Raw genomic sequence first — 22000 nt, 5'->3', positions numbered from 1 at the left:
ACGCACCATTGGGGGTGACCGTTTCCCAAGCCGCCGATAGGAACGAAACCCAGGACGAATCACACAATGGGAAGTGCCGGCCGGGTAGGGCAGACAAGACGTTGACGAGACCGGTCCAGGGATCACGCCCCTATGAGGTCATGCCCACCGGGGCAGACAGATCAAAACAAAGACAGTTACGCTGAGGCGATCGTCAGTCAAGTTGAGGGTCATACCCCCACGGCGGCTGATTTCCAGTATCAACGTCTAGTTGCTGGCGCTTTCTGATACCGGCTGCCAGCTCGCCCACTCCTGCATACGCCGGCCATAGTCGGCAATCGCTGCTGGGAAGGGAGTCTTGCCGAGGAAGAAGCGCAACGGCGGTTCCGGCGTATCGACGAGTGTCAGGATCGCTTGCGCCGTCGTGTCGGGCGACGCGGAGACCGCGCTTGTCCGCGCACCGCGCTCCCTCTGGACCTTCTCACGAACCTCGTCATAGGCGTCCAGGTCCACCGAATGGATTGCAGACCTCCCGCTCCAGTCTGTGCTGAACGGTCCCGGTTCGACGAGCGTGACTTTGATGCCGAACGAGCGCACCTCGTCGGCGAGGGTCTGGCTGAGGCCTTCGAGCGCCCACTTCGATGCGTGGTAGGCGCCGAGACGCGGATAGGTCGTGATGCCGCCGATCGAGGAGACTTGGAGTATGTGGCCCGACCGCTGACTGCGCAGATGCGGCAACGCGGCCTGAGTGACCCAGAGTGCCCCGAAGAGGTTCGTCTCCATCTGCTGGCGCACCTCTGTTTCGGTGAGCTCCTCGATGAACCCGAAGTGTCCGTATCCGGCGTTGTTAACGATCACGTCGAGGCGGCCGAAGTGCCCGCTCGCACCGTCGACCGCCGCGAACACCGCCTCGCGGTCGGTGACGTCGAGCTGGATCGGCGTGACTGCGTCGCCGTACGCGTCGACGAGACCGGACAGCGTCGACACATCGCGGGCTGTCGCGGCGACCCGATCGCCACGGCTGAGTGCCGCTTCCGCCCATACCCGCCCGAAGCCGCGCGAGGCACCTGTGATGAACCAGACCAGCATGTGAGTTCCTTCCCGAGTGAAACAGTGTTTTCGCCTGCGCAAACTATTATTGTGAGCGCGTAAGGGTGGTACTAGGCGGGAAGAGAGCGCCAGTTATGCCAGTGCTGTCACTACCTGCTTCACGAAGGAGGCAAGACGGTGGATGAAGCGACGCCTCACAGTTCGGACCGACGGCGCGAGCTCGGTGCGTTCCTGCGTCAGCGGCGTGCGCGCATCGACCCGGAGCAGTGGGGGCTGACGATCCGCAGGCGACGCCGCTCGACGGGCCTGCGGCGAGAGGAGGTCGCGGATCTGGCGGGGGTCAGCACGACCTGGTACACGTGGCTCGAGCAGGGCAGGGATATCAATGTCTCCGAACAGGTGCTCATGGCTGTCGGGCGGGCGCTGATGCTGGATCATCATGAACTCGACTATCTGTTCACCCTGGCCGGACGGCTTCCGCCCGCCGAGAGTGGGTTGCGCACTGAGCTGCCCGGCACGGTGGATGACGTCTTGCGCGGGCTCGATCCGCTTCCGGCAGCGGTCTATAACGCACGGCTCGACATCCTCGCCTTCAACGACGCCTACCGATGGTTGATGGGCATGGACCTTTACCCCATAGCCGACCACAACGCGCTTCTGCTGCGGTTCACCAACCAGGTCTGGCAGGCGCGGATCGACCCTGAGATGGACACCATCGCAACGACGGTCGCGAACTTCCGTGCCGCCTACGCCGAGCACGTCGGCGAACCAGCATGGAAGGACCTCATCGGACGTCTGGAAGGCATCGCGTTGTTCGACGAACTGTGGGCACGCCACGATGTGGAGCCGCGCACCGGGCTCGTCAAGAAGTACATTCATCCTGAAGCGGGACCGATGACCTTCGACAGCATCCCGCTGTGGATCACCAAGAGCTCCGACGTCCGCGTCACGGTCTACACACCCGCGGACCACGTCTCACGAATCGCACTGTCGGACAGGACAGGACCTCACGATGTCCGTCATCTTCAGGCATCCCCGCCGCTGTGACCCCGCGGCCGTGGTCTCACCGGCCCGGTTTGCGGCGGCTAGCGGGAATGGTCCGCGGCGGATAGGCGGCGGGCGTGCTTGTGCGCGGCCAGTTGCCGCGCCCGCCGGTGCCTGTCCAGGAGCAGCGCCAGCGCAGGCGGCCTTGCCGAGGTGTCCCTGCCGCAGCCGACCGCGTGCAGACGACCGGTGATCGTCGCCTGGATCGCAGCCGAACGCAAAGGAGATCTCTGGAGATGTAATGGGTGAGGGTGCGGAACCCGAGCACGGAGCCTCCGGCAGCCGCAATCAGTTCCGCCCACGATGCTGCGAGGATCAGGCAAGCAATTGACTGCCTGAGACATTCACTACCGCGTAAGAGCTGTCTAACGTGGAGGAGTCGCGGATATTTCACTCGCGATCCTGAAAGGAAAAGTCATGGCTGATCACGCCACCCTGGACGCTCCGCACCTCGACGCCACAGCGGAGTCCACCATCGAATCCTTGGCCAACGGCCTCGGCTACGCCTCTCGGTCACCGATTCTGCGGACGCCCGCCGAGCAGGGCCTCGACTACGAAGAGATCTCCTACCCGTCATCCGACGGCGTTCCGCTGGAAGGCTGGTTCATTCCCGCCGCGGGATCGACCAAGCTGATCGTCTGCATGCACGCCTTCGGGTTCAATCGGTACGGGTTCCCGAGCCATGTCGAGCCGTGGAAGTCCGCGTTCGGACCGGGAAACGACACCGAGATCGACTTCACGCTCGACTACAAGGTGCTCCACGACAACGGCTACAACGTGCTCGCCTTCGACTTCCGCAACTGCGGCCTGAGCGGTGACGCCAACGGCAACCGGATGTCGAACAACAGTTTCGAGACCCGTGACGTGATCGGGACCCTCGACTACATCCGCTCCCGGCCGGATCTGTCGCCCATGACGCTCGGCATCTTCGCCCGCTGCATGGGGGCCAGCGTGACATTCCGGGCGATCCATTCCGACCCTCGCGCGTTCGACAACGTCGCCTGCCTGGTGGCGCCCCTGTTGCTATCTCCCCGCGTGTTCGTCGAGGCGACGCTGGAAAGCGCGGGCCTGGGCGAGCACATCGACGAGGTGGACCGCCGATTCCGACTGCTGACGAGCAGGCCGCTCGCGGATGGGAACGTCAGCGACTGGGCCCCGTCGGTCACAATGCCCACCCTGACCTATGGCGTCTACGACGACGCCATCACCCGCCCCTACGATCTCGAGAACGCCTACGCCGCCCTGGGCGCGACCGAGAAGGACATGTTCTGGATCGACGACGCATCGGTTCGGTGGGACGCCTACCAGTATTTCCAGCGCCACCCGCAGCGCATCCTGGGCTGGTTCGACACCCACATGAAGTGACACAAGCAGCAACCGTGTAGGACGTGCCCGGAGATCCGCGAACCGGGCACGTCCTCAACGTCGATCGGAGCAGAACCCCATGGGCCCTCGTCACACGGCTGGCGTCGAATCGGAACTGTGTGCGCGCGTCATCGCGGCCTTCGACCGGCCGGAGGAACACGCCGCGATCGACGGTGTCGCGCTCCACGTGACCCGCGAGCTCGTGGCGCCGATGCTCACGCTCTTCCACCCGACGCTGTACGTCGTCCTGCAGGGCGCCAAGCGGCTCATTCTCGGCGGTCGACAGATCGATTATCACGGCGGACAGCTGGTGCTGATGGGTGTCGACCTTCCCGCGTTGGTCGAGATCACCCAGGCCACCGAAGAGACCCCGTACCTGGCGGTCGAGCTGGCGATAGACCGGCAGGTGCTCGGCGAGCTCGTGGCGCAGATGCCGCCTCGGCCGCCGACCCGAGGCCCGTCAGTGGGCGTCTATCCCTTGCCTGATCCGGCCCGGTCGGCGACGCTCCGGCTGGTGCAGTTGATGGAAGCTCCCGCCGATGCCCGCATCCTCGCGGAAGGCGTGAAACGAGAGCTCCTGTACCGCGTGCTCAGCAGCGAGGGCGGGGACGGGCTCCTGCAGATGGTGCGCGCCGAGGAGACGCTCGCCAGCATCGGCCAGGTGACCGACTGGATGCACGACCACCTCAACGCACCGATCGCCGTCGAAGACCTCGCCACACGCGCGAAGATGAGTCCCTCGACCTTCTACCGCGCCTTCAAGAGCGCCACAGGCACCACACCGATGCAATATCACAAGATGCTGCGCCTGCACGAGGCACGACGGCTCGTAGCCCTGCGATCACGCAGCATGACCTCCATCTCCGAGGCGGTCGGCTACGCAAGTCCCGCCCAATTCAGCCGCGACTACAAACACGCCTTCGGATCCGCCCCGATCCACGATGCAAAGCGCTCCGGATAGAGCGACACCCGTCCTCGCCCGCAAAGTCGCCACGAAGAGTTCCAACCGAAGGACCGCCGGATCCGGGACGCGGACAAGTCGGCACGGCCTCGGGTGCAGTTCCAAAACCCGAACGGCGCGCATCGTGGAGTCAGATTCTCCATGCGGTGTTACCGGATTGCGAAGCCTTACAGCGCTGGAGCCGACAACGCTTGCCAGCCTCGGGGCATACACGCTGTATCTGGTTCGGTTGTCGTGCGCCGCGTTCACTTGGGGTGTGGTCGGGTGAACTGGCCGGAAGCGGGAGCTAGGAATGAGCCGCTGGTTGGATCCGATGATTCGGCAGTTCCGCGCCACTGGAGGCACGGTGGACCGGTTTGGCCGGAATCTGGTGGTGATGCACGCGATCGGTGCGAAGTCAGGTGCCTCCAGGGTGACCGCGGCGCGGGGTATCGAGCACGACGGGGGCTGGGTGGTCGCTGCCACGGCAGGCGGGCAACCTGCTGACCCGGCGTGGGCCCACAACCTTCGGGCGCATCCGGATATCGACATCGAAGTACCGCTGCCCGGTATCGGCACTGAGACCGTTCGGGTGCATGCCACCGAACTCTCCGGGCCGCAGCGGGCCGCTGCGTGGCAGCGCTTTCTCGATGCGTCTCCGAACTTCGCGGTCTTCGCGACCCGCACCGACCGGGTGTTCCCGATCTTCCACTTCATCCCACGACGGAACCTCTGAAGCCCGTCCTGCCTGCTGGACTATTCGGGCTTAATGGGGAGGAAGACGAGGTACTGGTCTCGTCCGGGAATGTCGGAGATCTCGCAGGTGACGGTCTGTTGCCGGATTTGTGCTTCGGTGACATCGAGGGTGGTGTCGCGGAGGAACCCGACCGGTTCCTCCGCCCAGATCTCCTCGAAGCGAGGACTGTGCGCGCGCAGCTCGTCGATGAGCGCGATCGTGGCCGGGTCGTCGGAGTAGCGGGCGCGAGCTCCGCGGAGGCGAGCGGCCGCGAACCGGGATAGCGCGGCAAGGCCCGGGGATCCCCACACGTCGTCGTCGCTCTGGGCGAGGAAGTGTCGTCGGGCGAGGTTGCGATCCGGGGCGGGTAGCGTCGAGAAGTCCTCGAGGAGGTCGATTGCCGCCTGGTTTTGTCCGATGACGTCGAGCCGGGCGCTGCAGACCAGTACCGGCCCGGTAAGGCTGTCGATGAGTTGCCGGGTGCGTTCGGAGAGGTCCATGTTCGGGATCGGGGACCGTGGTGGCACTTCTTCGGCGAGTTCGAACAGGTGGGCGGTCTCGGACTCGTCGAGTCTCAGCGCGCGGCCGATCGCGGCCAGCACGTCCGGTGAGGGCTGGGACCCGCGAGCCTGTTCGATGTTGGCGTAATGGATCTCTGAGATGTTCGCGAGCTCCGCGACCTCTGACCGTCGAAGCCCTGGGGTGCGACGGGCCTCGGTAGGGAAGCCCAGCTCGGCCGGGTCTGTGCGTTCTCGGCGGGTGCGGAGGAAGTCTCCTAACGCTTCACGATGCATCAGCCCATCATCCCCCACCGCCCCGGGTGCCGAGAACTGGAGCAGGGGCATACAGGCCGTATCTGGTTGATGCTGCCGTGTGCGCGTTGCATAGATGTGACCCACTCCGCCGGTTCGGAAACCACCCGCTGGGCGGCCACAGCACGACCCGTCATTGTCTTTGAAAGGACCGCTCCCATTACTACCAACCAGACACAGAACCTCCGCAGTGCGGGTGGTTCGATGACGCGCCGGCCTCGTCCGGGGATCGCGTTGACGGTCCTCGCGGCCGCGCAGTTCCTCATCGTCTTCAACGGCACCAGCGCCAACCTCGCTCTCCCGGACGCGATCGCGGACCTCGGCCTCCCGGAAGGGCTCGCCGTGTGGGTGGTCTCCGGCTACCTACTGACCTTCGGCGGCCTGCTGCTGCTCGCCGGACGCCTGGGCGACATCGTCGGCAGACGCCGACTGCTCCTGATCGCCCTCACCATCTTCGGTGTCGGCGCCACCATCGCCGGTCTCGCCCCGACCGGCGAGGTCCTTGTCGGTTCACGTGTCCTGCAAGGCATCGGAGCCGCCGGAGTCGGCCCCGGGGTGCTCTCATTGCTTGCCGCGACATTCCCCGATCCGATCGAGCGCCGCCGCGCCCTCGGTGTCTGGGGATCCGTTGCCAGCGCAGGAGCGGCCATCGGCGTCCTCGGTGGCGGCGCGCTCACCACCTGGTTCGACTGGCGGGCCGTCCTACTGATCAACGCCCCTCTCGTGGCCATCCTCCTCATCACGATCCCGATTTTCGTGGCTTCCGTACCCGCCGTCCGCGGAACCCACGCCAGTGTGTTGGGCGCGATCCTCTCCGTCGTGGGCATCGGGTCCCTCGTCGCGGGCTTGACCATGGGCGGGGAGATCGGATGGACTTCACCCGCCACGCTGACGCTGTTCGCTGTGGGAGTCGTCGTGCTTATCGTCTTCGGCGTCCTTGAACGCCGCTCCGCGCATCCGTTCCTGCCCGTCGACCTCCTCACCCGATGGTCTTCCGCTGGCGGCGTGATCGCGATTTCGTCCGCTGCTATCGCCATGTTCCCGGTGATGTTCATCGCCTCTGTCCTCCTGCAAAGCCGCCTCGGTTTCGAACCCATCACCGCGGGACTGATGATGCTGCCCATCTCCGTCGCCACGATCATCGGCGCAAACCTTGCACCCCGGCTCATCACCCGCACCGGCCCGGTCCGACCGCTCATCATCGGACTCACCGCCGTCGCAGCCGGCACCGCCGCGTTCTCGATCGCCGCCGCCGCAGGCACCCCGCTGGCCGCATTCATCCCCGCCACCGTTGTGTTCGGTGTGGGAATGGGACTGGCAATCACCTCCGCAACCACTCTCGTGCTCTCCACCGCCGCGCCCGCCGAAACCGGAGTCGCCAGCGGGCTGCTCCAGACCGGGCAACAGCTCGGCGGCGCAATCGGGCTCGCCGCGATCACAACCATCGCCAGCAGTGCTGCCACAGGAACCGGCTCCACCGACACCGGCTACGCGATCGGACTCGCCGTGGCTTCAGCCGTTGTCGTCATTGGCATCATCGCGGTCGCCGTCCGCACCCGCCACTAACACCCACCGAACGGACACCACCAACGAGCACCATGGACACCACCAATGCCGCACGGGACAGGCTCCGGCCTTTCTGCAGCAGCTCTCGCAGGCAACGCACACTCGCACCGCGCAGATCTGTGTCGCATCCGCCGGGCTTGATCTCGGCCGGGTGGACCCGAGGCATCGTCCCGTGGCCCGGGACTTGACTCCGACGTAACGTCATAGTTTTTCCTGGGTAGATACTCACCCTTTGGAAAGAGGTCACCTCGTGAATCTGCAGTCTTCCGTTGCTTACCCGAGACAGTCCGGATACGTGGGGGCGCTTCGCCATCGCCCGCAACTGTGGCGCACCCTCGCGGCAGTACTCGCGGGCCTCCTCTTTATGCTGGTCGTGCTGGGAGGCCTGGCGATTCCCGTCGGGATGGCGGTGGACACGCTGATCGGCGTCACGCCGTTCGATCCCGCGGATCCCTCATTGACCACCGGTTTCTGGGCGGCAGGGAACCTCCTGATCGCGTTGCTGATCCCGGTCAGCATGCTCGTGCAGAAGGTCGTCTACGGCGCCGCGCCGGGCACTCTGTCTTCGTTGGAGGGACGCTTCCGGTGGTCGGTCCTGATGCGGGCATCCGTCTTCGTCCTGCCCGTCTGGGTCGTGTATACGTTGATCATGCAGCCCCTCCTGGGCACGGGAGCGCCGGTCTGGAGCGGCCTGAACCTCGTTCTCTGCCTGGTCGCCATCGCGACCATCCCCCTGCAGTCGGCAGGGGAAGAATACCTCTTCCGCGGACTGATCTTCCGCGCGATCGGCGCGAGGTTCCCTCGCCCTCTCATGGCCTTCGCCCTCGCGACCGCGGTCAGCGCTCTGCAGTTCGGACTCATTCACGGAGCGACTGACCCATGGGGCGTCGCGTACTACATCGCGATGGGAATCAGCTTCGCTGTCTTGACGGAGCGCACCGGTGGCCTAGAGGTGCCCATCCTCATCCACGCGGTGAACAACACACTCGTCCTGCTGCCCGTGATCATCGCGGGTGAGCTCGCATCGGTGTCATCGGCATCCGGACCGATCGTGTTCATTCCCATCATCCTGATAACCGTGGTGACGCTCGTACTGTGGAAGATGACGCCGTGGCTCACGCGACGCGACCCAAAGCTTAAGGAGGCAACGGCGTGAGGAGCAGTGACCTCGCTCGTCTTGCGGGCGTGTCGGTGCGGACACTCCGGCACTACCACCAGATCGGCCTTCTCCCGGAGCCGGATCGGTCCGCTAACGGGTATCGGGTATACACGGCGGCCGACCTGGTGCGGGTCCTGAGAGTCAGGCGGCTCGCAGATCTTGGGATGCCGCTGTCGCGCATCGACCCCGCAGTCGATACTGAGGAAGAGCTTGCACTGCTCGACCGGGAGTACGTGCGGCAGATCGAGGAGCTCCAGCAGAGGCGAGCGGCAATCGGAGCGTTGCGCCAGAGTACCGTCCGCGTGGACACACCGGCTTTCGCTCAGAAATACATAACGGCGCTCGATCAACGCGATGGCGTGGCGTCGCAGCCCGTGGAGGCGGAGCGAGATGCCGCCGTGCTGCTCGAATTGCTCCTCGACTCGGGCTCAGCTGCGCGGCTCACAGTACTGAATGAGGGAGAGATCGCGGAATTGGCCGATGTTTCCGCGGCTCTCCTCGCCCTCCCGGACGACGCTCCGGACGCAGGGATCGATGCCGTTGCCGATGCACTGGCTTCGGCGCTTCGTCGTTTGCAGCCCGTGTTCTCCCCACTACCGCTCACCCGAGAGGCAGCCCAGTCTCTTGAGGACCATGTCGATGACCAGCTCTCATCAGCTCAGCGCGACACCATCCGCCGCGCGTTGCATCGCTTGCTACGCTGACGGGCTGCGTCATCCCCTCCCCTTCGGCGTCTCCAACTCAAATAGCGAAACGATCGCGTTCTTGCGACATCGGGTTGGCCCTGCGCCGCGTGGCCCCATCCGACATCGACAGACAACGCGGAGGTCATTACGGGTGACGCGGCGCGTTTCAGCGCTGGGTGAGCTTCGTTGACATCTCCCAGAGGCGTTCCGCGGACTCGGAGTTGAGGGCCCAGGCCTTCACTCCATGGGGGTGGTCTGCGAGGCTGGCATCGTTCGGGACGGTATAGGCCTCTTGGCCGTCGTAGAGGTAGTGGCCCCCGGTGTGCGCGAACTCGAGACGAACCGCGGCAACAATCGTGGTCCCGGCTCCCTGCTCGATCGTCTTGTAGGTGAAAATGCCCGCTGATTCAGCGGCATCCAGCGACGTCTTCTGCTCAATGGTGAAGTTGCGCTGAAGCCCGGTGGCTACACCTCCGGGGTTGACCGTATTTGCGACAATCCCATCGGATACCCACCGGCAAGCGTTGCCAGTGGCGTCATGTGCCCAGCAGCAGAGATCGATACGTGCTGGACGCGGCGCCGACGAGGGTGTTCTTGACGAGGGCGTCTGCGAATTTTTGGTCAAGGGGAGCGTCAGGAATCAAGAGCCGGTTGTAGCAGGCGCCCCAGAGCTGGTCGACGAGAAGCCCGAGATCGGCATCGTCGCGGAGTTGACCGCGCTTGACTGCTTGCTGGAAGTAGCGGATCGCGAGTATCCGGCGGGGCATCGTGTAATGCTTAGAGACTGCGGCGGAGAGATCCTGGTCGGTCTGGGCTGTGCCGATCAGTTCCGCAATAATTCTTCCGCTGCCGCTTTGGGTCAGGAGTTGGACGAAGGCTCGAAGCTGCGCCCGAACGTCGTTGGCGAGGTCGCCCGTGTCTGGGAACTGAAGTTCCGTTTTATTGGTTACGAAGTAAGCCTCTGCGGCGAGAGCTCCCGGGGACGGCCACCACTTATAGATCGTTGTCTTGCTGGCCCCTGATCTCACAGCCACCCGTTCGAACGTCACGGCGGGCAGCCCATCCGCATACATGAGCGCGGCGGCCGCGGCCAGCACTTCGGCGCGAACTTCCGCTGCGGGGCGACGACCGCGGCGCTGCTTGGCCTCCGTTCCTGCATGGGTTTCCATCGGTGTCTCCATCTGCATCATTTGGCGCCGAGAGCGCGGAAGAATGTGGTTGTCTAGTTTAGTGGACAAATCCGCCACATAGTCCTATCATTATGTGTACAAGTAGTCCACATAGTTCAAGGAGTCCATCGTGTCTGAACCCACCACCACACCGCGCGTCGTAATCGTCACTGGCGCATCCGGAGGAATCGGCCGAGCGGTCGCCGAGCGCCTCGCCGCCGATGGCATGTCGATCGTCGCCCACTACAGCGGCAATGCCGCCAAAGCAGACGAAGCCGTAGCCGCTATCACCGCCGCCGGCGGCGAGGCGATAGCCGTGGGCGGGGACATCGCCGACGAGACCGCCATGAGCGAGCTCTTCGATGCTGCGACCGCCAGTTTCGGTGGAGTCGACGTAGTCGTCCACACCGCCGGCATCATGCCGCTCGCCCCGATCGCCGACATGGACCTCGACACATTCGACCGCATCCAGCGCGTGAACGTCCGCGGCACCTTCGTCGTTGACCAGCTGGCCGCCCGCCAGGTGCGCCAGGGGGGTGCGATCATCAACTTCTCGACCTCGATCACCCGCCTGCAGATGCCCACGTACGGAGCCTACGCAGCCTCCAAGGGAGCCGTCGAGTCGCTCACTCTCATTCTCGCCCGCGAGCTCCGCGGCCGCGACATCACCGTCAACGCCGTCGCCCCCGGGCCAACCGCGACGCCATTGTTCTTCGAGGGCAAGCCGCAGCAGGTCATCGAGCACATCGCCTCACTGAATCCGATGGAGCGCCTCGGTACTCCTGAGGACATCGCCGAGGTGACCGCGTTCCTCGCCGGTCCCGGGCGATGGGTCAACGGCCAAGTTATCTACACCAACGGCGGCGCCGCCTGAGTTCCGCTGTACTCCTGACCGGCTCCACCCGTAAGAAAGAAGAGCTCATGTCTGTCATCCTCATCACCGGCGCCGCTACCGGCATCGGCTACCTCACTGCCAAAAAGCTCGCATCCGACGGGCACATCGTCTGGGCGAGCATGCGCGATCCCGAAGGCCGCAACGCCAAGACCGCAGCCGAATTCGCCGACCTCGCCAGCGCCACTGGGGCAGAGCTCCACACCGTGGACCTCGACGTTACCTCGCAGGAATCCGCCAACGAGGCAGTGCGGACCATCGTCGAAACCAGTGGCAACCTCGATGTCGTCGTCCAGAATGCCGGCCATCTTTACGTCGGATACGTCGAAGCATTCACCGACGAGGACATCGCACACCTGCTGGACGTCAACGCGATTGGCGCCCACCGCGTCAACCGTGCAGCTCTTCCATACCTGCGGGACCAGCGCTCTGGCACCCTCCTGTATGTCGGCAGCACGATCATCGTCACAACTCCGCCGTTTCTCGGGCCCTACGTCGCCTCCAAGGCAGCGTTCGACGCCCTGGCTGTCGTGACGTCGTATGAAGCGGCGCAGTTCGGCATCGAGACGAGCATCGTGATGCCCGGCGCCATCACGGAAGGAACCGCGCACTTCCCCAACGCCAGCCACGCATCGGACGCAACCGTCACCGCGGCCTACGCCCACCTCGACCCGCTCGTGGCCCGCAACGAGGAAGCCACCGCGTCCCTTGTTCGGCCCGGGGTCCATGCCCATCCCCAGGGCGTCGCCGACGAGATCTCGCGCATCCTCGCCCTCCCGCGCGGGCAGAAGCCCTTCCGCTCGGTCGTGGACTTCACCGAGGCCGGCGTGGACCACGTAATGGCATTCTCCGACCTCACCAGAGAAGCCTTTGTCAACCGGATGGGCTTCGGCGACACGCTGGAGTTGAAGGACTAGTAGCACTCCGACCTCGAGGCCATCGCACACAACCCGCAGCGATGGCCTCGAAGACCATCCACCTCAGAAGTTCCCGCAAAGGACCCGCCATGCACCGCCGCCGTCATCGATTCGTCTTGGTCAACTGGATCGCGGTCTATCCCGTCATCACGCTCGTCCTCTGGCTACTGACCCCGGTCTTGAAAACAGTTCCCCTGCCCGTCGAGACCCTGCTCGTTTCCGCCCTGCTCGTCACCGTTATGAACTACGCCGTTATGCCGAACATGACCCGGCTGTTCCGGTTCTGGCTGCACCCTCGGAATGCCGTCCACCACGATGACCAAGAAGTTGCCGGCACCCAGGCGACGACGGATTCGACGTCCGCGTCTGATCCGCGCTGGCCAGCAAATCCGACGTCCTCTTTCGAAGCACAGCAGTATCATCCCCCGGCACCTCGCCTCAAAGCCTTTGTGACCGGGGCGAGTAGCGGCATCGGAGAGAGCCTCAGCAGACAACTCGCGGATCGCGGCTACGACCTCGTCCTGGTCGCGCGCCGAGAAGAACGCCTCGCCGCGTTGCGCCAGGAGTTGGTCGAACATGTCGACGTCGAGATTCTGGTCGCCGATTTGTCAGAACACGCCGACATCGAAGTAGCATGCGCTCGGCTCCGCCGTGGCGACGTGGACTTGCTGGTGTCCAACGCGGGCGCGAGTGGGTATGAGTTGTTCACCCAGACCGACGAACAGACTTTGCAGCGCAACTGGCAGCTGAACACGACAGCATCGCTGCTCCTTGCCCGCGCGGCAGTCCCCAGCATGGTGAAACACGATCGCGGCGGAGTCATCCTGGTCGCATCGGGATTGGCCTTCAGCGGCGGCAACGGGCGCCCCGAACAGCGGAGGCCCCATCGCACGCTATACGCGTCGGCTAAAGCTGCGGTGGAGGTATTCGGGCGCACCTTGGCGGAAGAGCTCCACGCCACCAACGTGACGGTCACTGTCTTGTGTCCGCGCGGACCAATTCGGAGTGGAACGGCGGAGCGTATAGCAAAATCGATGCGATGACAGCGGACGATGTCGCATCCGCAGGGCTGAGCGCTTTCGACGCGCATGAGGTCATCTGTCTCCCAGGACTTCGCGACACAGCAGCTTGGGACGACTTCGTTGCCGCCGAGCGAGCAGTCATCGACGGCAATGGGCAAGCACAGATGGCTCCTCGATATCGCTCAATCTCAGCAAAGCCCGATTCGGAGATTTCGTGACTTCACCGGCCGAACCCATCGACTCCTCCACGGTGCTCCTCAATGATGGGCGACGGATTCCGCAACTCGGATTCGGCACCTACCTCATCCCGCCCAACGAAACCACGGAGGCTGTTGAGTTCGCGATTGCGGCCGGTTACCGTCATGTGGATACCGCCAGCTACTACCGCAACGAAGCCGGCGTCGGTCAGGCTGTTCGTGCCTCAGGTATCGACCGTGACAAGCTGTGGATCACCAGCAAACTACCCATCGGCGCCTCGACCGCCGACGAGGTGCATCGAGCGATCGACAAGACAGTCGCTGAACTCGGTTCCTATATCGACCTTTACCTCATCCATTGGCCCATGCCCAGCCGCGGCAACTATCCCGCGGTCTGGCGGGCCTTGCAAAAGGCCCAGAGCGACGGACGAGTCGGCTCGATCGGTGTGTCCAACTTCCACCAACGCCAGCTGCACCGCATTCTCGATAACGAAGGAGTCCGTCCCGCGGTCAACCAAATCGAGGTCCACCCGTATCTGCCCAATACGACACTCGCTCAGTATTGCGTCGATCTCAACATCGCGGTCGAAGCCTGGTCGCCTCTGGGCGCCGGCTCAGTACTCCATGATGTCGGCATTCTTGCCCTAGCCGAAGAGGCCGGCCGCACCGTGGCACAGGTAGTGCTTCGCTGGCACATCCAGCGCGGCCACATCGTGCTGCCGAAGGCCAGCTCTCCCGAAAGAATTCAGCAGAACGCCAGCGTGTACGACTTCACGCTTACCACCGAGCAGATGTCACGCCTCGACCGCCTCGACAGAGGAGAGTCTGGTCGGACCGGTCCCAACCCCGAATCGATGTGACGGTAGCGCCGCCTATCAAGCAACACTCCTACACAAACGACGCAAGACGGCAGCCGAGACAGCAGTTGTTGCGACAAAAGCCTTGATCCCTCAACAGACGGATACGACGAGTCCGGTGTTCAGTAAGAATCTGTTCGTTGAGCGCAGAAACTCCGTTCGATACGCCGGAGATCAATCACAAAACCCCGCCACAAAGCGATAACGGTCACAGCCCGGAATGGCGCGGAAACGACGCGTCCGTTAGACCAGTCCGAAATAGGTTCCGGTGAGGGGGCCTTATGTGAGACTGCCGGCATGGCAGGAATACTCATTGTGAAGTTGACCGTTGAATCGCGGTGTTCTGTGTCCGCTCGCTGGCATAGTTCTCGACGACCAAGCGGGCCACGGTTGTCACCCATTCTCGAATAATTGTCAGTCGCGAGCTGTCAATGTTTGTAGTAATCGGAGGAGTGTGGCTCGGTCGTCCTCACCGAGCGGGCTGAATCGCCCATCGAGTATGCCGCCGACGATGGCGTGCCCGTCAGTGAGCACCTGTCGGCCCTCGTCAGTGAGGGTGTGCTCGATGCGTCGCCCATGCCCGGCAGACCGCGTGATCAGCCCGAGGTCGACCAGACGGTTCGCGAGGGTTCCGAACGCCTGGTCGCTTTGAAACGTCACGACGGCGAGGTCGTGGCCGGAGGCGCCGGACATTTGGTCAATCGCGCGCAGGGCATCCCACTGCACCAGACTGACTCCCACCTCCCGCAGGGCCAGATCCATCGCGCGGTGGTTGCGGTACTGCGCTTGTTTGAGCGTCTGCCCGAGCACTTCCAAATCTGTTGTCATGGTGTTATGGTATCAACGTTCTTAGATAAACATATTTAGTTAGGTTGATTGCCATGACCCCTTCTCTCCCCGCTGACCTTGAAGTTCTCGAAGCCGGCGATCCCAACGCCCGTATCGCGCTCGTGCTGCACGGTGGTGGCGGACCTCAGACCGTCGCACCGATCGTCGGACACCTCGCCTCGTCGTTTCACACTCTTGCGCCGACGCACCCGGGCTGGAACGGCTCATCCCGCCCCGACGACATCGACTCCGTCCCCGCCCTGGCCGCTGCGTATCTGGACCGTCTCCTCGCTGACGGCGGCCACGATGTGACCCTGGTCGGTTCCTCCATCGGCGGTTGGATCGCCCTCGAGATGGCCGTCCAAGCAGCAGCAGACGATAAGTACACGGGCCTGATCGGTGCCGTCATCGATATTGATGGTGTGGGTGTGGTTGTCGAGGGCGAACCGATCGCGGACTTTTTCGCCCTCGACGCCCGCGGTCTTGCGGAGGTCGCTTGGCACAATCCCGATCGCGGCTACATGGACCCCGCCGGCTTCACCGATCAGCAGCGTGCGATCCAGCAGTCCAACGGGCAGACCATGGCCGTGATCGCCGGCCGTGGTATGAGCGACCCGTCACTCCTCGGCCGCCTCGGTGCAGTGAACGTGACAACCCTTGTCGTGTTCGGTGACAGCGACCGTGTCGTCACCCCCGCGTACGGGCGAGCGGTCGCCGCTGCCATCCCCGGTGCCGAGTTCGCCGAAGTGCCCGCGGCCGGACACCTCCCCCACCTCGAGAACCCCGAAGCGACCTGGGCAATCATCGACCCGTTCGTCGCTCGCTCCTAACGGCGCGCATCCCGCTGTCGAGCATTCCCGCGGGGACGCAGGTCGACCTCAGAGAACAGAAAACTAGTCTCGATATTCAATAGTTTTTCGACCATCACCGACGACGTCATCGAAGCCGCGGACAGCATCCTCGTCATCGGGAATTAGCGATATCCAGCGATCAAGGAACGCCGCCACTTAGCGATCAACTCCACACGGATAGTTCACGGAATCACCCCGCCAAGTGGCCTTTTGGTGTCAGCGTTAGGAGGCGGATAGCAACGTTCAGCGTCCCGGTTGTCGTCGGGGCTCCAATACCAGATTTCGGGCAAGTGCTTCACGATCCTGGCCCCCCATGAGGGATTGGTTCCAAACGGATGTCCCGGGTCCGGTGCGCCAGGATTCACTCAGTGGACTGTTGTCAACGGTGTCATATCCGAACTGGTCTTGAAGCCGGGTGACGAGTTCCACGGCTTCGGGATAGTCGCTGGACACGGCGAGGGCGATGCGGTCGGGGTCGCCCTGAGGCCGAGCGAACGGGAACAGGGTTGGTGCCTGGATGTGGGTGAAGGCTTTGATGACCTTCGAGGTGGGCAGTTGGACCTGCCGCAGCTCGTGGACGGTCATCTGGCCGGAATCGAGAAGGGGAAAGCGGCCGTCGCGGCCGGGCATGTAGTTGTTCGTGTCGATCACGATTTTGCCCGCGAGCTCTTCCGCGGGCATGTCGTTGGCGAGTCTCAGGGGCACGGCAATAACGACGAAATCCCCGGTGAGGGCTACCTCTGCTGCTGTGGCTGCGCGTGCGGACGGCCCGAGGTCCGTGATGAGATCGGTCAGGGTTTCTGGGACCCGCGAGTTGGCGATGACGATGGTGTACCCAGTGGCGATTGCTTTGCGGGCGATCTGGGAGCCTACCTCGCCGGCGCCGATGATCCCGATGGTCGTCATGCGTGCTTCCGAATTTCATGCGCGGCGACCGGCGCGGGGGTCGTTACGGATGCCAGAAGGGCGAGCTTGTCGGCATCGATGGAGTCGACGTCGGGGTGGAAAACGACGAGCATCAGCCCGTCGGTGCCGGCGACGCTCATGCGTTCCCGGTTCAGAGTCAGTTCGCCGACTTGGGGGTGATCGAATCTCATGACGCCCCCGGTCTGTCCGCGGACTTCGTGTCGGGCCCAGAGTTTCCGGAACCGGGCACTGGCGAGGGTGAGCTCTCCGGTGAGTTCGATGAATCGGGGGTCATCAACGTCGATGCCGACCGCTTGCCGCAAGTTGGCGACTAGGCATTCCGTCGCGCACGCCCATTCCGGGTAGAGAGCCTGTCCGGCCGGATCGAGGAACATGTCCCGCAACTGGTTGCCGCCGACGAACAGACGAGGATCCACTGCCCGCATCAGCGAGTTGGACGCCAGGACGTCGAAATGCCGGTTCTCGATGAAGACGGGCTGCGTCAGGGAATCGAGCAGTTTCAGCGCAGCCCGAGGCGGGGCCAACTTGCGGGGACGCCCACGGCGCTGTCGTCGCATTCTCGGCATGCGTGTTCCAGAGGTCGCCGGCATATCGGCCCAGCTCGTTGGAGCGCTCGCGCTTCTGCTAGTCGTCGCTGCGTTCGTAACCGGGGTGTGGTGGCTACTCATCGGCGCCGCGCTTGCCGCATTTGACTCCACGGCCCTTCACCTCCTGTTTCGCTACCTCCGTGAACTCCCGTACCGAATGCCACTCTCAGGCGAGGAGACCGACGAGCCGGCGTAGCGCCCGATAGACCCATCGTCTATCGGCAGGCGCAACAGGGGCCGCGGCGTCGCCCCTACCGGGCAGCACGCGAGACGCTCTCTGACGATTCGACGTGAGATGCTCAGCTCCGATTACGGAGGCGCGGGAAAGTGGGGAACGCCTGCAGCCCGGGGGTGGTCAGGGACAGGACCGCGACGTCAACCCCGGCCTCATCCATCGCCTGGATCCTTCCCTCGCCGCGGTTCGTCAGGGCGGCGGCGGTCGACCCGGCGACGGACCACCTCATCGTCATGTCCTCCATCAAAGACCCCTGGTTTCGCCATGCGGCGAGCACGTCGGGGGGCGAGGTGCTCTTCGAGCCCGACGACCTTCATCCGGCCCGCCGCCTCGCTAGGCGTCGTGCCGTCATGCGAGGGCGGGGCTTGGGGCGGGGTGGGTCCAGCCGAGTTCGGTGCCGATGTGCCGGATGGCGGTGAGGAGCTTGACGTTGAAGTCGACGCCGAGTTGGTTCGGGATCGTGATCAGCACCCAATCGGCCGCGTCGAGGGCTTCGTCCTGGGCGAGGACATCGACGAGGCGTTCGGGGCTGCCGACGTGCTGGCGGCCGAAGCGGGACATGACCCCGTCGATCAACCCCACCTGATCCCCCGCACCCGCATTGGGGGCGAAGTGTCGTGCGGTCTCGTCGTCGATGACGGGGAGAATGCCGCGGGACACCGACACGGACGGGTCGTGTTCCCACCCGGCGCCCTTCCACGCGGTCCGGTAGAGGTCGATCTGTTGCCGTTGCAGCAGTTCGAAGGACGCTCCGGTGTCTTCGGTCATGAGAGTCGACGACATCAGGTTCATTCCCTTGTTTGCGGCGACGGTGGCGGTGACCCGGCTTCCGGCGCCCCACCAAACCCTCGTCGGCAATGAGTGGGACAGGGGTGTCACCGGGAGCCGTGGCGTGTTCGGCGCATACCGCTCCGGGTTCGGGGTCGCGACACCGAACCCTCGGATGGCGGCGAGAAACTGATCGGTTTTCTCCGCCGCCATGTCCGCGTCGGTGATCTCGGGTGTGTACCCGAACGTCTTCCAGCCCTCAGCGGCGTGCTGGGGTGATCCACGGCTCACCCCGAGTTGCAAGCGCCCGGCCGAGATGAGGTCGGTGGAGGCTGCTTCTTCCGCCAACGCGAGCGGGTTTTCGTAGCGCATGTCGATGACCCCGGTGCCGACCTGGATCGTCAGGGTGCGGGCGGCGATCGCCGCGAGTAGCGGGAGCGGGGAGGACTGCTGTTCAGCGAAGTGGTGCACTCGGAAGAACGCCCCATCGATCCCGATCTCCTCGGCCGCCTCGGCCAGCTCGATGGACTGCAACAGCGACTCTTGAGCGGAGCGCACCCGGGAGCCGTTCTGGGCGCTCCAGTGGTTGAAGGAGAGGAACCCGATTTTCTTCACGACAGCGCCGCGCCTTGCGAGGTTGTGGTGGCGACTTCGACAGCGTTGCCCCACGGGTCGTCGAACAGTAGGGCGTCGTTGTCGTGGCCGGAGGTGATGCCGTGGTAATGTAGGCGTTCGTCGAGTTCGCCGAGGTTGTCGGTGGTGGGCACGTTGATGCGGACAAGGCCGAGGCCCAGGGTGGTTTGGCGGCGTCCGGTGCCGCGGCTGTTCCATATGTTCATCGCCATGTGGTGGTGGTACCCGCCAGCGCTGACGAAGAGTCCCTGCCCGGGCATTTCGGCGACGATCTCGAACCCGAGCCGGTCGACGTAGAACTGCCGTGCACTGTCGAGGTCACCGACCGACAGGTGCACATGCCCGACCTTCGCACCCACCGATCCGGCACCGGTGAGGGCGGCCTGGTCGAGGTGCTCGTCGAGGAACCGGTTCGGGTCGAGGTAGGACCCGCCCATCTTGATGTGCCCATCGATCCAGCTCCACTCGGTGCGGTCCCGATCCCAGTAGAGCTCCACCCCGTTGCCTTCCGGGTCGGTGAAGTAGAACGCCTGGCTCACGATGTGATCTGACGACCCCGTGAATGCGCGGGGGTGGCGGGCCGCGATCGAGAACACGGCCGCGGCAAGGTCTTCCTGCCGTTCGAAGACCACGGCCACATGATACAGACCGGCATCGTGCGGGCCGGCATGCCGCAACTCGGGGGTGTGCTCGAGGATCACGATCGGGACGCCGAGCCGGCCGAGGACCACACGCGCAGGCCCCTCCGCATCCCCGGGGTGCTCGTCCAGAACGGTGAGGAGGACCCCGTCACGGTAGAACACGGTCTCGGTGTCGAGGTCGGCGACTCGCAGGGTGACGGCGCCCATCCCGGTGTCGGTCGCGAGCAGCTCACTGTCCGGCCTACGACTCAACCGTGTCGGCGTGATGTTATGCGTGGTCATGATCGGGGTCCTCCCTCGAGATCGGCGGGGTGTGCGGTGGTGGTCAGGCGGCGGGGATGACAGCGAAGCCGCCGATCTTGCCACCCATGGCGAGCTGAATCTGCAGCTTCGCGAAGCCCTCGAGCTCCCGTGCCGCGGCCAGTGCGCCGGTGTCGACGGCGGCGAACCCGCCCGCCTGAATCGCGGCGAGAACGGTGGCCTTCGCGTCGGCGTTATCACCGGCGATGAGAACGACCGCGCCACGGCTCGGGTCAGCGAGCGTCTGCGCGAAGGTGGTGTTGAAGCCCTTCACCACCGTGGATGCGGGAAGCAGCTTCGCGATCTCGTTCGCACCGGACCCGTCCGCCGGGACGACGAAGGTGAAGGTCGAGAAGTCGATCGGGTTGGTGATGTCGACGACGATTTTCCCGGCCAGCTGGTCCCGGTGCTTCGCCACGATGTCCCCGATCGCCCCATACGGCACGGCGAACACGACAATGTCGCCGGTGACCGTGGCGTCGGGGGTCGAGGAGGTGATGTGGTCGACCGTGGCGCCGCCGGCGGTGAAGATCGAACCGATAGCGGAACCCATTTTGCCGGAGCCGAAAACAGTGACAGAGGTCATGACGAAATCCTTTGTGCGAGAAAACGGAGGTTGTTGCGACTGCAACTACCTGTGGCACACACCATACTCACGTCTAGTTGCAAGAGCAACTAACTGGTAGCGTGGGGGTCATGAGCGAACAGGCGGCCTTGACCACGGAGCAGTTCGCCGCGTGGAAACCCTTCGCTGCGGTTCTCGAGCTCCTCCCCACCGCCCTCAACTCGACACTGCAGAAGGCCACGGGGCAGCCGCTTGTGAGCCTGTACGCGCTCGGCCACCTGCAACGGCAGCCAAACAAGACCACCGGCCTGTCCGATCTGGCCGCCTGCGTCAGCTCGGCGTTGCCCCGCGCCTCACGCATCGTCGCCCGACTCGAAGCCGACGGCCTTGTCACGAGGTCGACGTGCGCTATCGACGGCCGCGCCGTCATCGTCACGCTCACCGCGAAGGGTGAAGACCTGCTCGCTGAAGCGATGCCGCATCATGACCGGCTCGTCCGAGACCTCCTGGTGGACGTACTCTCCGCCGAGCAACTGGAACAACTCCGCACCATCGCCGGAGCCCTCGAGGCGCAACTGCACCCCGACATTGCGGCGCCCGTCGACCGGCAACGCCAACTCGACACGGTCTAAATCGCGGAGTCCCGCGACCGAGCGTGCGCCGGCCAAGACGCCAAGCGCGGGAGCGAGAGCATGACGAAGCCCGACCGCCTTCCGAGGTGACTGAAACCAGTGACGCATCGGCGCCGGAGCCGCCTTCCTTCCTCTGCTCCTCGCGACCACCTCCGCATCAGCGGCCACCAGCGACACCACTCCTACAGCAACAGCAACCCTGTCCGGAACTGTGGTGGGCGCCCGGTTGACCATCGGCGGTTTCAATAGGTCGTTGCAACGGGTGGATGTTTCGGCTCCGAGATTAGCTGTTGGAATGCTTGCGCGGGGGTGCGGCCGTCGAGGGTCTTCCTTGGCCGTTCGTTGAGTTCAGCGGCGACCTCGAGAAGCCGCTCCGGCGAGTGGATGCTGAGGTCGGTGGACTTCGGGAAGCACTGCCTCAGCAGACCGTTGGTATTCTCGTTGGAGCCGCGCTGCCAGGGCTTGTGGGGTTCGCAAAAGTAGATTGGAAGGTCGGTGCCGATCGGAGGAGGAGCGGCACCCGAGCGCCGCGAGCACGACTACCACTGCGCGACGATGGGCCGGGTCGAGGAGGCCGCGGTCGCCTACCTGGTATCTGATGACTCCAGGTAGGCCACCGGTGAGGCACTCCACGCTGAGGTG

At 64.4% G+C, this 22000-nt stretch carries 24 protein-coding genes and 1 pseudogene; 14 read left to right on the top strand and 11 right to left on the bottom strand.

What is annotated here, in order from left to right; all coding sequences use genetic code 11:
* Positions 1–246: 246 nt before the first annotated feature.
* Positions 247–1068, bottom strand: a complete 822-nt coding sequence (locus HB677_RS15485) for an SDR family oxidoreductase (RefSeq protein ID WP_213816637.1) — start codon at positions 1066–1068, stop codon at positions 247–249.
* A 138-nt stretch (positions 1069–1206) separates the two neighbouring features.
* Here HB677_RS15485 and HB677_RS15480 point away from each other — a divergent pair, with 138 nt between their 5' ends.
* The 4 genes from HB677_RS15480 (at position 1207) to HB677_RS15465 (ending at position 5114) form a co-directional block, all read left to right on the top strand.
* Positions 1207–2076, top strand: a complete 870-nt coding sequence (locus HB677_RS15480) for a helix-turn-helix transcriptional regulator (protein WP_213816636.1) — start codon at positions 1207–1209, stop codon at positions 2074–2076.
* 414 nt (positions 2077–2490) lie between these two features.
* Positions 2491–3438, top strand: coding sequence for an alpha/beta hydrolase (locus HB677_RS15475; RefSeq protein ID WP_213816635.1), 948 nt, complete (start codon positions 2491–2493; stop codon positions 3436–3438).
* 79 nt (positions 3439–3517) lie between these two features.
* Positions 3518–4399, top strand: coding sequence for an AraC family transcriptional regulator (locus HB677_RS15470; RefSeq protein ID WP_213816634.1), 882 nt, complete (start codon positions 3518–3520; stop codon positions 4397–4399).
* A gap of 292 nt (positions 4400–4691) precedes the next feature.
* Positions 4692–5114: a nitroreductase/quinone reductase family protein gene (locus HB677_RS15465; RefSeq protein ID WP_213816633.1), complete on the top strand. Its 423-nt coding sequence runs from the start codon at positions 4692–4694 to the stop codon at positions 5112–5114.
* 20 nt (positions 5115–5134) lie between these two features.
* Here HB677_RS15465 and HB677_RS15460 read toward each other — a convergent pair whose 3' ends face one another.
* On the bottom strand, positions 5135–5959 hold the full coding sequence (locus HB677_RS15460; protein WP_213816632.1) for a helix-turn-helix transcriptional regulator: 825 nt from the start codon (positions 5957–5959) through the stop codon (positions 5135–5137).
* 171 nt (positions 5960–6130) lie between these two features.
* Between HB677_RS15460 and HB677_RS15455 the strand changes: the two genes are divergently transcribed.
* From HB677_RS15455 to HB677_RS15445, 3 genes are all read left to right on the top strand, one after another.
* Positions 6131–7492 carry an MFS transporter gene (locus tag HB677_RS15455; protein WP_213816631.1) on the top strand — a complete coding sequence of 454 codons (1362 nt, stop codon included), beginning with the start codon at positions 6131–6133 and terminating at the stop codon, positions 7490–7492.
* Between the two features lie 250 nt (positions 7493–7742).
* Complete coding sequence (locus HB677_RS15450; RefSeq protein ID WP_213816630.1) at positions 7743–8648, top strand: CPBP family intramembrane glutamic endopeptidase; 906 nt, start codon at positions 7743–7745, stop codon at positions 8646–8648.
* Positions 8645–9355, top strand: coding sequence for a MerR family transcriptional regulator (locus HB677_RS15445; protein WP_213816629.1), 711 nt, complete (start codon positions 8645–8647; stop codon positions 9353–9355). Before HB677_RS15450 ends, HB677_RS15445 begins: the two co-directional genes overlap by 4 nt.
* Positions 9356–9873: 518 nt before the next feature.
* Here HB677_RS15445 and HB677_RS15440 read toward each other — a convergent pair.
* Positions 9874–10506, bottom strand: a complete 633-nt coding sequence (locus HB677_RS15440) for a TetR-like C-terminal domain-containing protein (protein ID WP_255546664.1) — start codon at positions 10504–10506, stop codon at positions 9874–9876.
* A 130-nt stretch (positions 10507–10636) separates the two neighbouring features.
* Here HB677_RS15440 and HB677_RS15435 point away from each other — a divergent pair, with 130 nt between their 5' ends.
* The 4 genes from HB677_RS15435 (at position 10637) to HB677_RS15420 (ending at position 14394) form a co-directional block, all read left to right on the top strand.
* The gene (locus HB677_RS15435; protein ID WP_307852622.1) at positions 10637–11380 is read left to right on the top strand and encodes an SDR family oxidoreductase; all 744 of its coding nucleotides are present in this window, start codon (positions 10637–10639) and stop codon (positions 11378–11380) included.
* Positions 11381–11427: 47 nt separating this feature from the next.
* Complete coding sequence (locus HB677_RS15430; RefSeq protein WP_213816628.1) at positions 11428–12315, top strand: SDR family NAD(P)-dependent oxidoreductase; 888 nt, start codon at positions 11428–11430, stop codon at positions 12313–12315.
* Positions 12316–12404: 89 nt separating this feature from the next.
* Complete coding sequence (locus tag HB677_RS15425) at positions 12405–13358, top strand: SDR family NAD(P)-dependent oxidoreductase (protein WP_213816627.1); 954 nt, start codon at positions 12405–12407, stop codon at positions 13356–13358.
* A 193-nt stretch (positions 13359–13551) separates the two neighbouring features.
* A complete protein-coding gene (locus tag HB677_RS15420) occupies positions 13552–14394 on the top strand; it encodes an aldo/keto reductase (protein WP_307852621.1) in 843 nt (280 codons plus the stop codon).
* A 411-nt stretch (positions 14395–14805) separates the two neighbouring features.
* Here HB677_RS15420 and HB677_RS15415 read toward each other — a convergent pair whose 3' ends face one another.
* Positions 14806–15219 carry a MarR family winged helix-turn-helix transcriptional regulator gene (locus tag HB677_RS15415; protein ID WP_213816626.1) on the bottom strand — a complete coding sequence of 138 codons (414 nt, stop codon included), beginning with the start codon at positions 15217–15219 and terminating at the stop codon, positions 14806–14808.
* Positions 15220–15272: 53 nt separating this feature from the next.
* Here HB677_RS15415 and HB677_RS15410 point away from each other — a divergent pair, with 53 nt between their 5' ends.
* Positions 15273–16049 (top strand): alpha/beta fold hydrolase, encoded by a 777-nt coding sequence (locus tag HB677_RS15410; RefSeq protein WP_213816625.1) that lies wholly within the window; start codon positions 15273–15275, stop codon positions 16047–16049.
* Positions 16050–16313: 264 nt separating this feature from the next.
* Here HB677_RS15410 and HB677_RS15405 read toward each other — a convergent pair whose 3' ends face one another.
* Together HB677_RS15405 and HB677_RS15400 are read right to left on the bottom strand one after the other, a co-directional pair.
* Positions 16314–16976: an NADPH-dependent F420 reductase gene (locus HB677_RS15405; RefSeq protein WP_213816624.1), complete on the bottom strand. Its 663-nt coding sequence runs from the start codon at positions 16974–16976 to the stop codon at positions 16314–16316.
* On the bottom strand, positions 16973–17521 hold the full coding sequence (locus tag HB677_RS15400) for a hypothetical protein (RefSeq protein ID WP_255546663.1): 549 nt from the start codon (positions 17519–17521) through the stop codon (positions 16973–16975). The genes HB677_RS15405 and HB677_RS15400 overlap by 4 nt, the downstream gene beginning before the upstream one ends.
* A gap of 40 nt (positions 17522–17561) precedes the next feature.
* On the opposite strand from HB677_RS15400, the gene HB677_RS15395 reads away from it, so the two are divergent.
* Positions 17562–17780 carry a hypothetical protein gene (locus HB677_RS15395; protein ID WP_213816664.1) on the top strand — a complete coding sequence of 73 codons (219 nt, stop codon included), beginning with the start codon at positions 17562–17564 and terminating at the stop codon, positions 17778–17780.
* Positions 17781–17883: 103 nt separating this feature from the next.
* Here the strand turns inward: HB677_RS15395 and HB677_RS15390 are convergent, their stop codons facing one another.
* From HB677_RS15390 to HB677_RS15375, 4 genes are all read right to left on the bottom strand, one after another.
* On the bottom strand, positions 17884–18048 hold the full coding sequence (locus HB677_RS15390; protein WP_213816622.1) for a hypothetical protein: 165 nt from the start codon (positions 18046–18048) through the stop codon (positions 17884–17886).
* 119 nt (positions 18049–18167) lie between these two features.
* Positions 18168–19202, bottom strand: coding sequence for an LLM class flavin-dependent oxidoreductase (locus tag HB677_RS15385; RefSeq protein WP_213816621.1), 1035 nt, complete (start codon positions 19200–19202; stop codon positions 18168–18170).
* Positions 19199–20143, bottom strand: a complete 945-nt coding sequence (locus tag HB677_RS15380) for a VOC family protein (RefSeq protein WP_255546662.1) — start codon at positions 20141–20143, stop codon at positions 19199–19201. Before HB677_RS15380 ends, HB677_RS15385 begins: the two co-directional genes overlap by 4 nt.
* A 43-nt stretch (positions 20144–20186) precedes the next feature.
* Positions 20187–20747, bottom strand: coding sequence for an NADPH-dependent F420 reductase (locus tag HB677_RS15375; RefSeq protein ID WP_213816620.1), 561 nt, complete (start codon positions 20745–20747; stop codon positions 20187–20189).
* 110 nt (positions 20748–20857) lie between these two features.
* Between HB677_RS15375 and HB677_RS15370 the strand changes: the two genes are divergently transcribed.
* Positions 20858–21358, top strand: a complete 501-nt coding sequence (locus tag HB677_RS15370) for a MarR family winged helix-turn-helix transcriptional regulator (RefSeq protein ID WP_213816619.1) — start codon at positions 20858–20860, stop codon at positions 21356–21358.
* A gap of 242 nt (positions 21359–21600) precedes the next feature.
* On the opposite strand, the pseudogene HB677_RS15365 reads toward HB677_RS15370, so the two are convergent.
* A pseudogene (locus HB677_RS15365) lies at positions 21601–21861 on the bottom strand (IS30 family transposase); the annotation flags it as partial.
* Positions 21862–22000: the final 139 nt, after the last annotated feature.

This window comes from Glaciihabitans sp. dw_435 (genome assembly GCF_018449675.1).
GTDB lineage: Bacteria > Actinomycetota > Actinomycetes > Actinomycetales > Microbacteriaceae > Glaciihabitans.
The sequence above is the reverse complement of the archived record's forward strand: the minus strand, read 5'-3'. Positions and strand labels throughout refer to the sequence as shown.

What these genes read in the sequence shown, in the direction of transcription:
- HB677_RS15465 (WP_213816633.1), top strand. Translation starts at nt 4,692, where the DNA reads ATGAGCCGCTGGTTGGATCCGATGATTCGGCAGTTCCGCGCCACTGGA.
- HB677_RS15425 (WP_213816627.1), top strand. Translation starts at nt 12,405, where the DNA reads ATGCACCGCCGCCGTCATCGATTCGTCTTGGTCAACTGGATCGCGGTC.
- HB677_RS15390 (WP_213816622.1), bottom strand. Translation starts at nt 18,048, where the DNA reads ATGAGGTGGTCCGTCGCCGGGTCGACCGCCGCCGCCCTGACGAACCGC.
- HB677_RS15440 (WP_255546664.1), bottom strand. Translation starts at nt 10,506, where the DNA reads ATGGAAACCCATGCAGGAACGGAGGCCAAGCAGCGCCGCGGTCGTCGC.
- HB677_RS15405 (WP_213816624.1), bottom strand. Translation starts at nt 16,976, where the DNA reads ATGACGACCATCGGGATCATCGGCGCCGGCGAGGTAGGCTCCCAGATC.
- HB677_RS15455 (WP_213816631.1), top strand. Translation starts at nt 6,131, where the DNA reads ATGACGCGCCGGCCTCGTCCGGGGATCGCGTTGACGGTCCTCGCGGCC.
- HB677_RS15460 (WP_213816632.1), bottom strand. Translation starts at nt 5,959, where the DNA reads ATGCCCCTGCTCCAGTTCTCGGCACCCGGGGCGGTGGGGGATGATGGG.
- HB677_RS15370 (WP_213816619.1), top strand. Translation starts at nt 20,858, where the DNA reads ATGAGCGAACAGGCGGCCTTGACCACGGAGCAGTTCGCCGCGTGGAAA.
- HB677_RS15430 (WP_213816628.1), top strand. Translation starts at nt 11,428, where the DNA reads ATGTCTGTCATCCTCATCACCGGCGCCGCTACCGGCATCGGCTACCTC.
- HB677_RS15395 (WP_213816664.1), top strand. Translation starts at nt 17,562, where the DNA reads ATGCGTGTTCCAGAGGTCGCCGGCATATCGGCCCAGCTCGTTGGAGCG.
- HB677_RS15415 (WP_213816626.1), bottom strand. Translation starts at nt 15,219, where the DNA reads ATGACAACAGATTTGGAAGTGCTCGGGCAGACGCTCAAACAAGCGCAG.
- HB677_RS15410 (WP_213816625.1), top strand. Translation starts at nt 15,273, where the DNA reads ATGACCCCTTCTCTCCCCGCTGACCTTGAAGTTCTCGAAGCCGGCGAT.
- HB677_RS15475 (WP_213816635.1), top strand. Translation starts at nt 2,491, where the DNA reads ATGGCTGATCACGCCACCCTGGACGCTCCGCACCTCGACGCCACAGCG.
- HB677_RS15470 (WP_213816634.1), top strand. Translation starts at nt 3,518, where the DNA reads ATGGGCCCTCGTCACACGGCTGGCGTCGAATCGGAACTGTGTGCGCGC.
- HB677_RS15380 (WP_255546662.1), bottom strand. Translation starts at nt 20,143, where the DNA reads ATGACCACGCATAACATCACGCCGACACGGTTGAGTCGTAGGCCGGAC.
- HB677_RS15375 (WP_213816620.1), bottom strand. Translation starts at nt 20,747, where the DNA reads ATGACCTCTGTCACTGTTTTCGGCTCCGGCAAAATGGGTTCCGCTATC.
- HB677_RS15485 (WP_213816637.1), bottom strand. Translation starts at nt 1,068, where the DNA reads ATGCTGGTCTGGTTCATCACAGGTGCCTCGCGCGGCTTCGGGCGGGTA.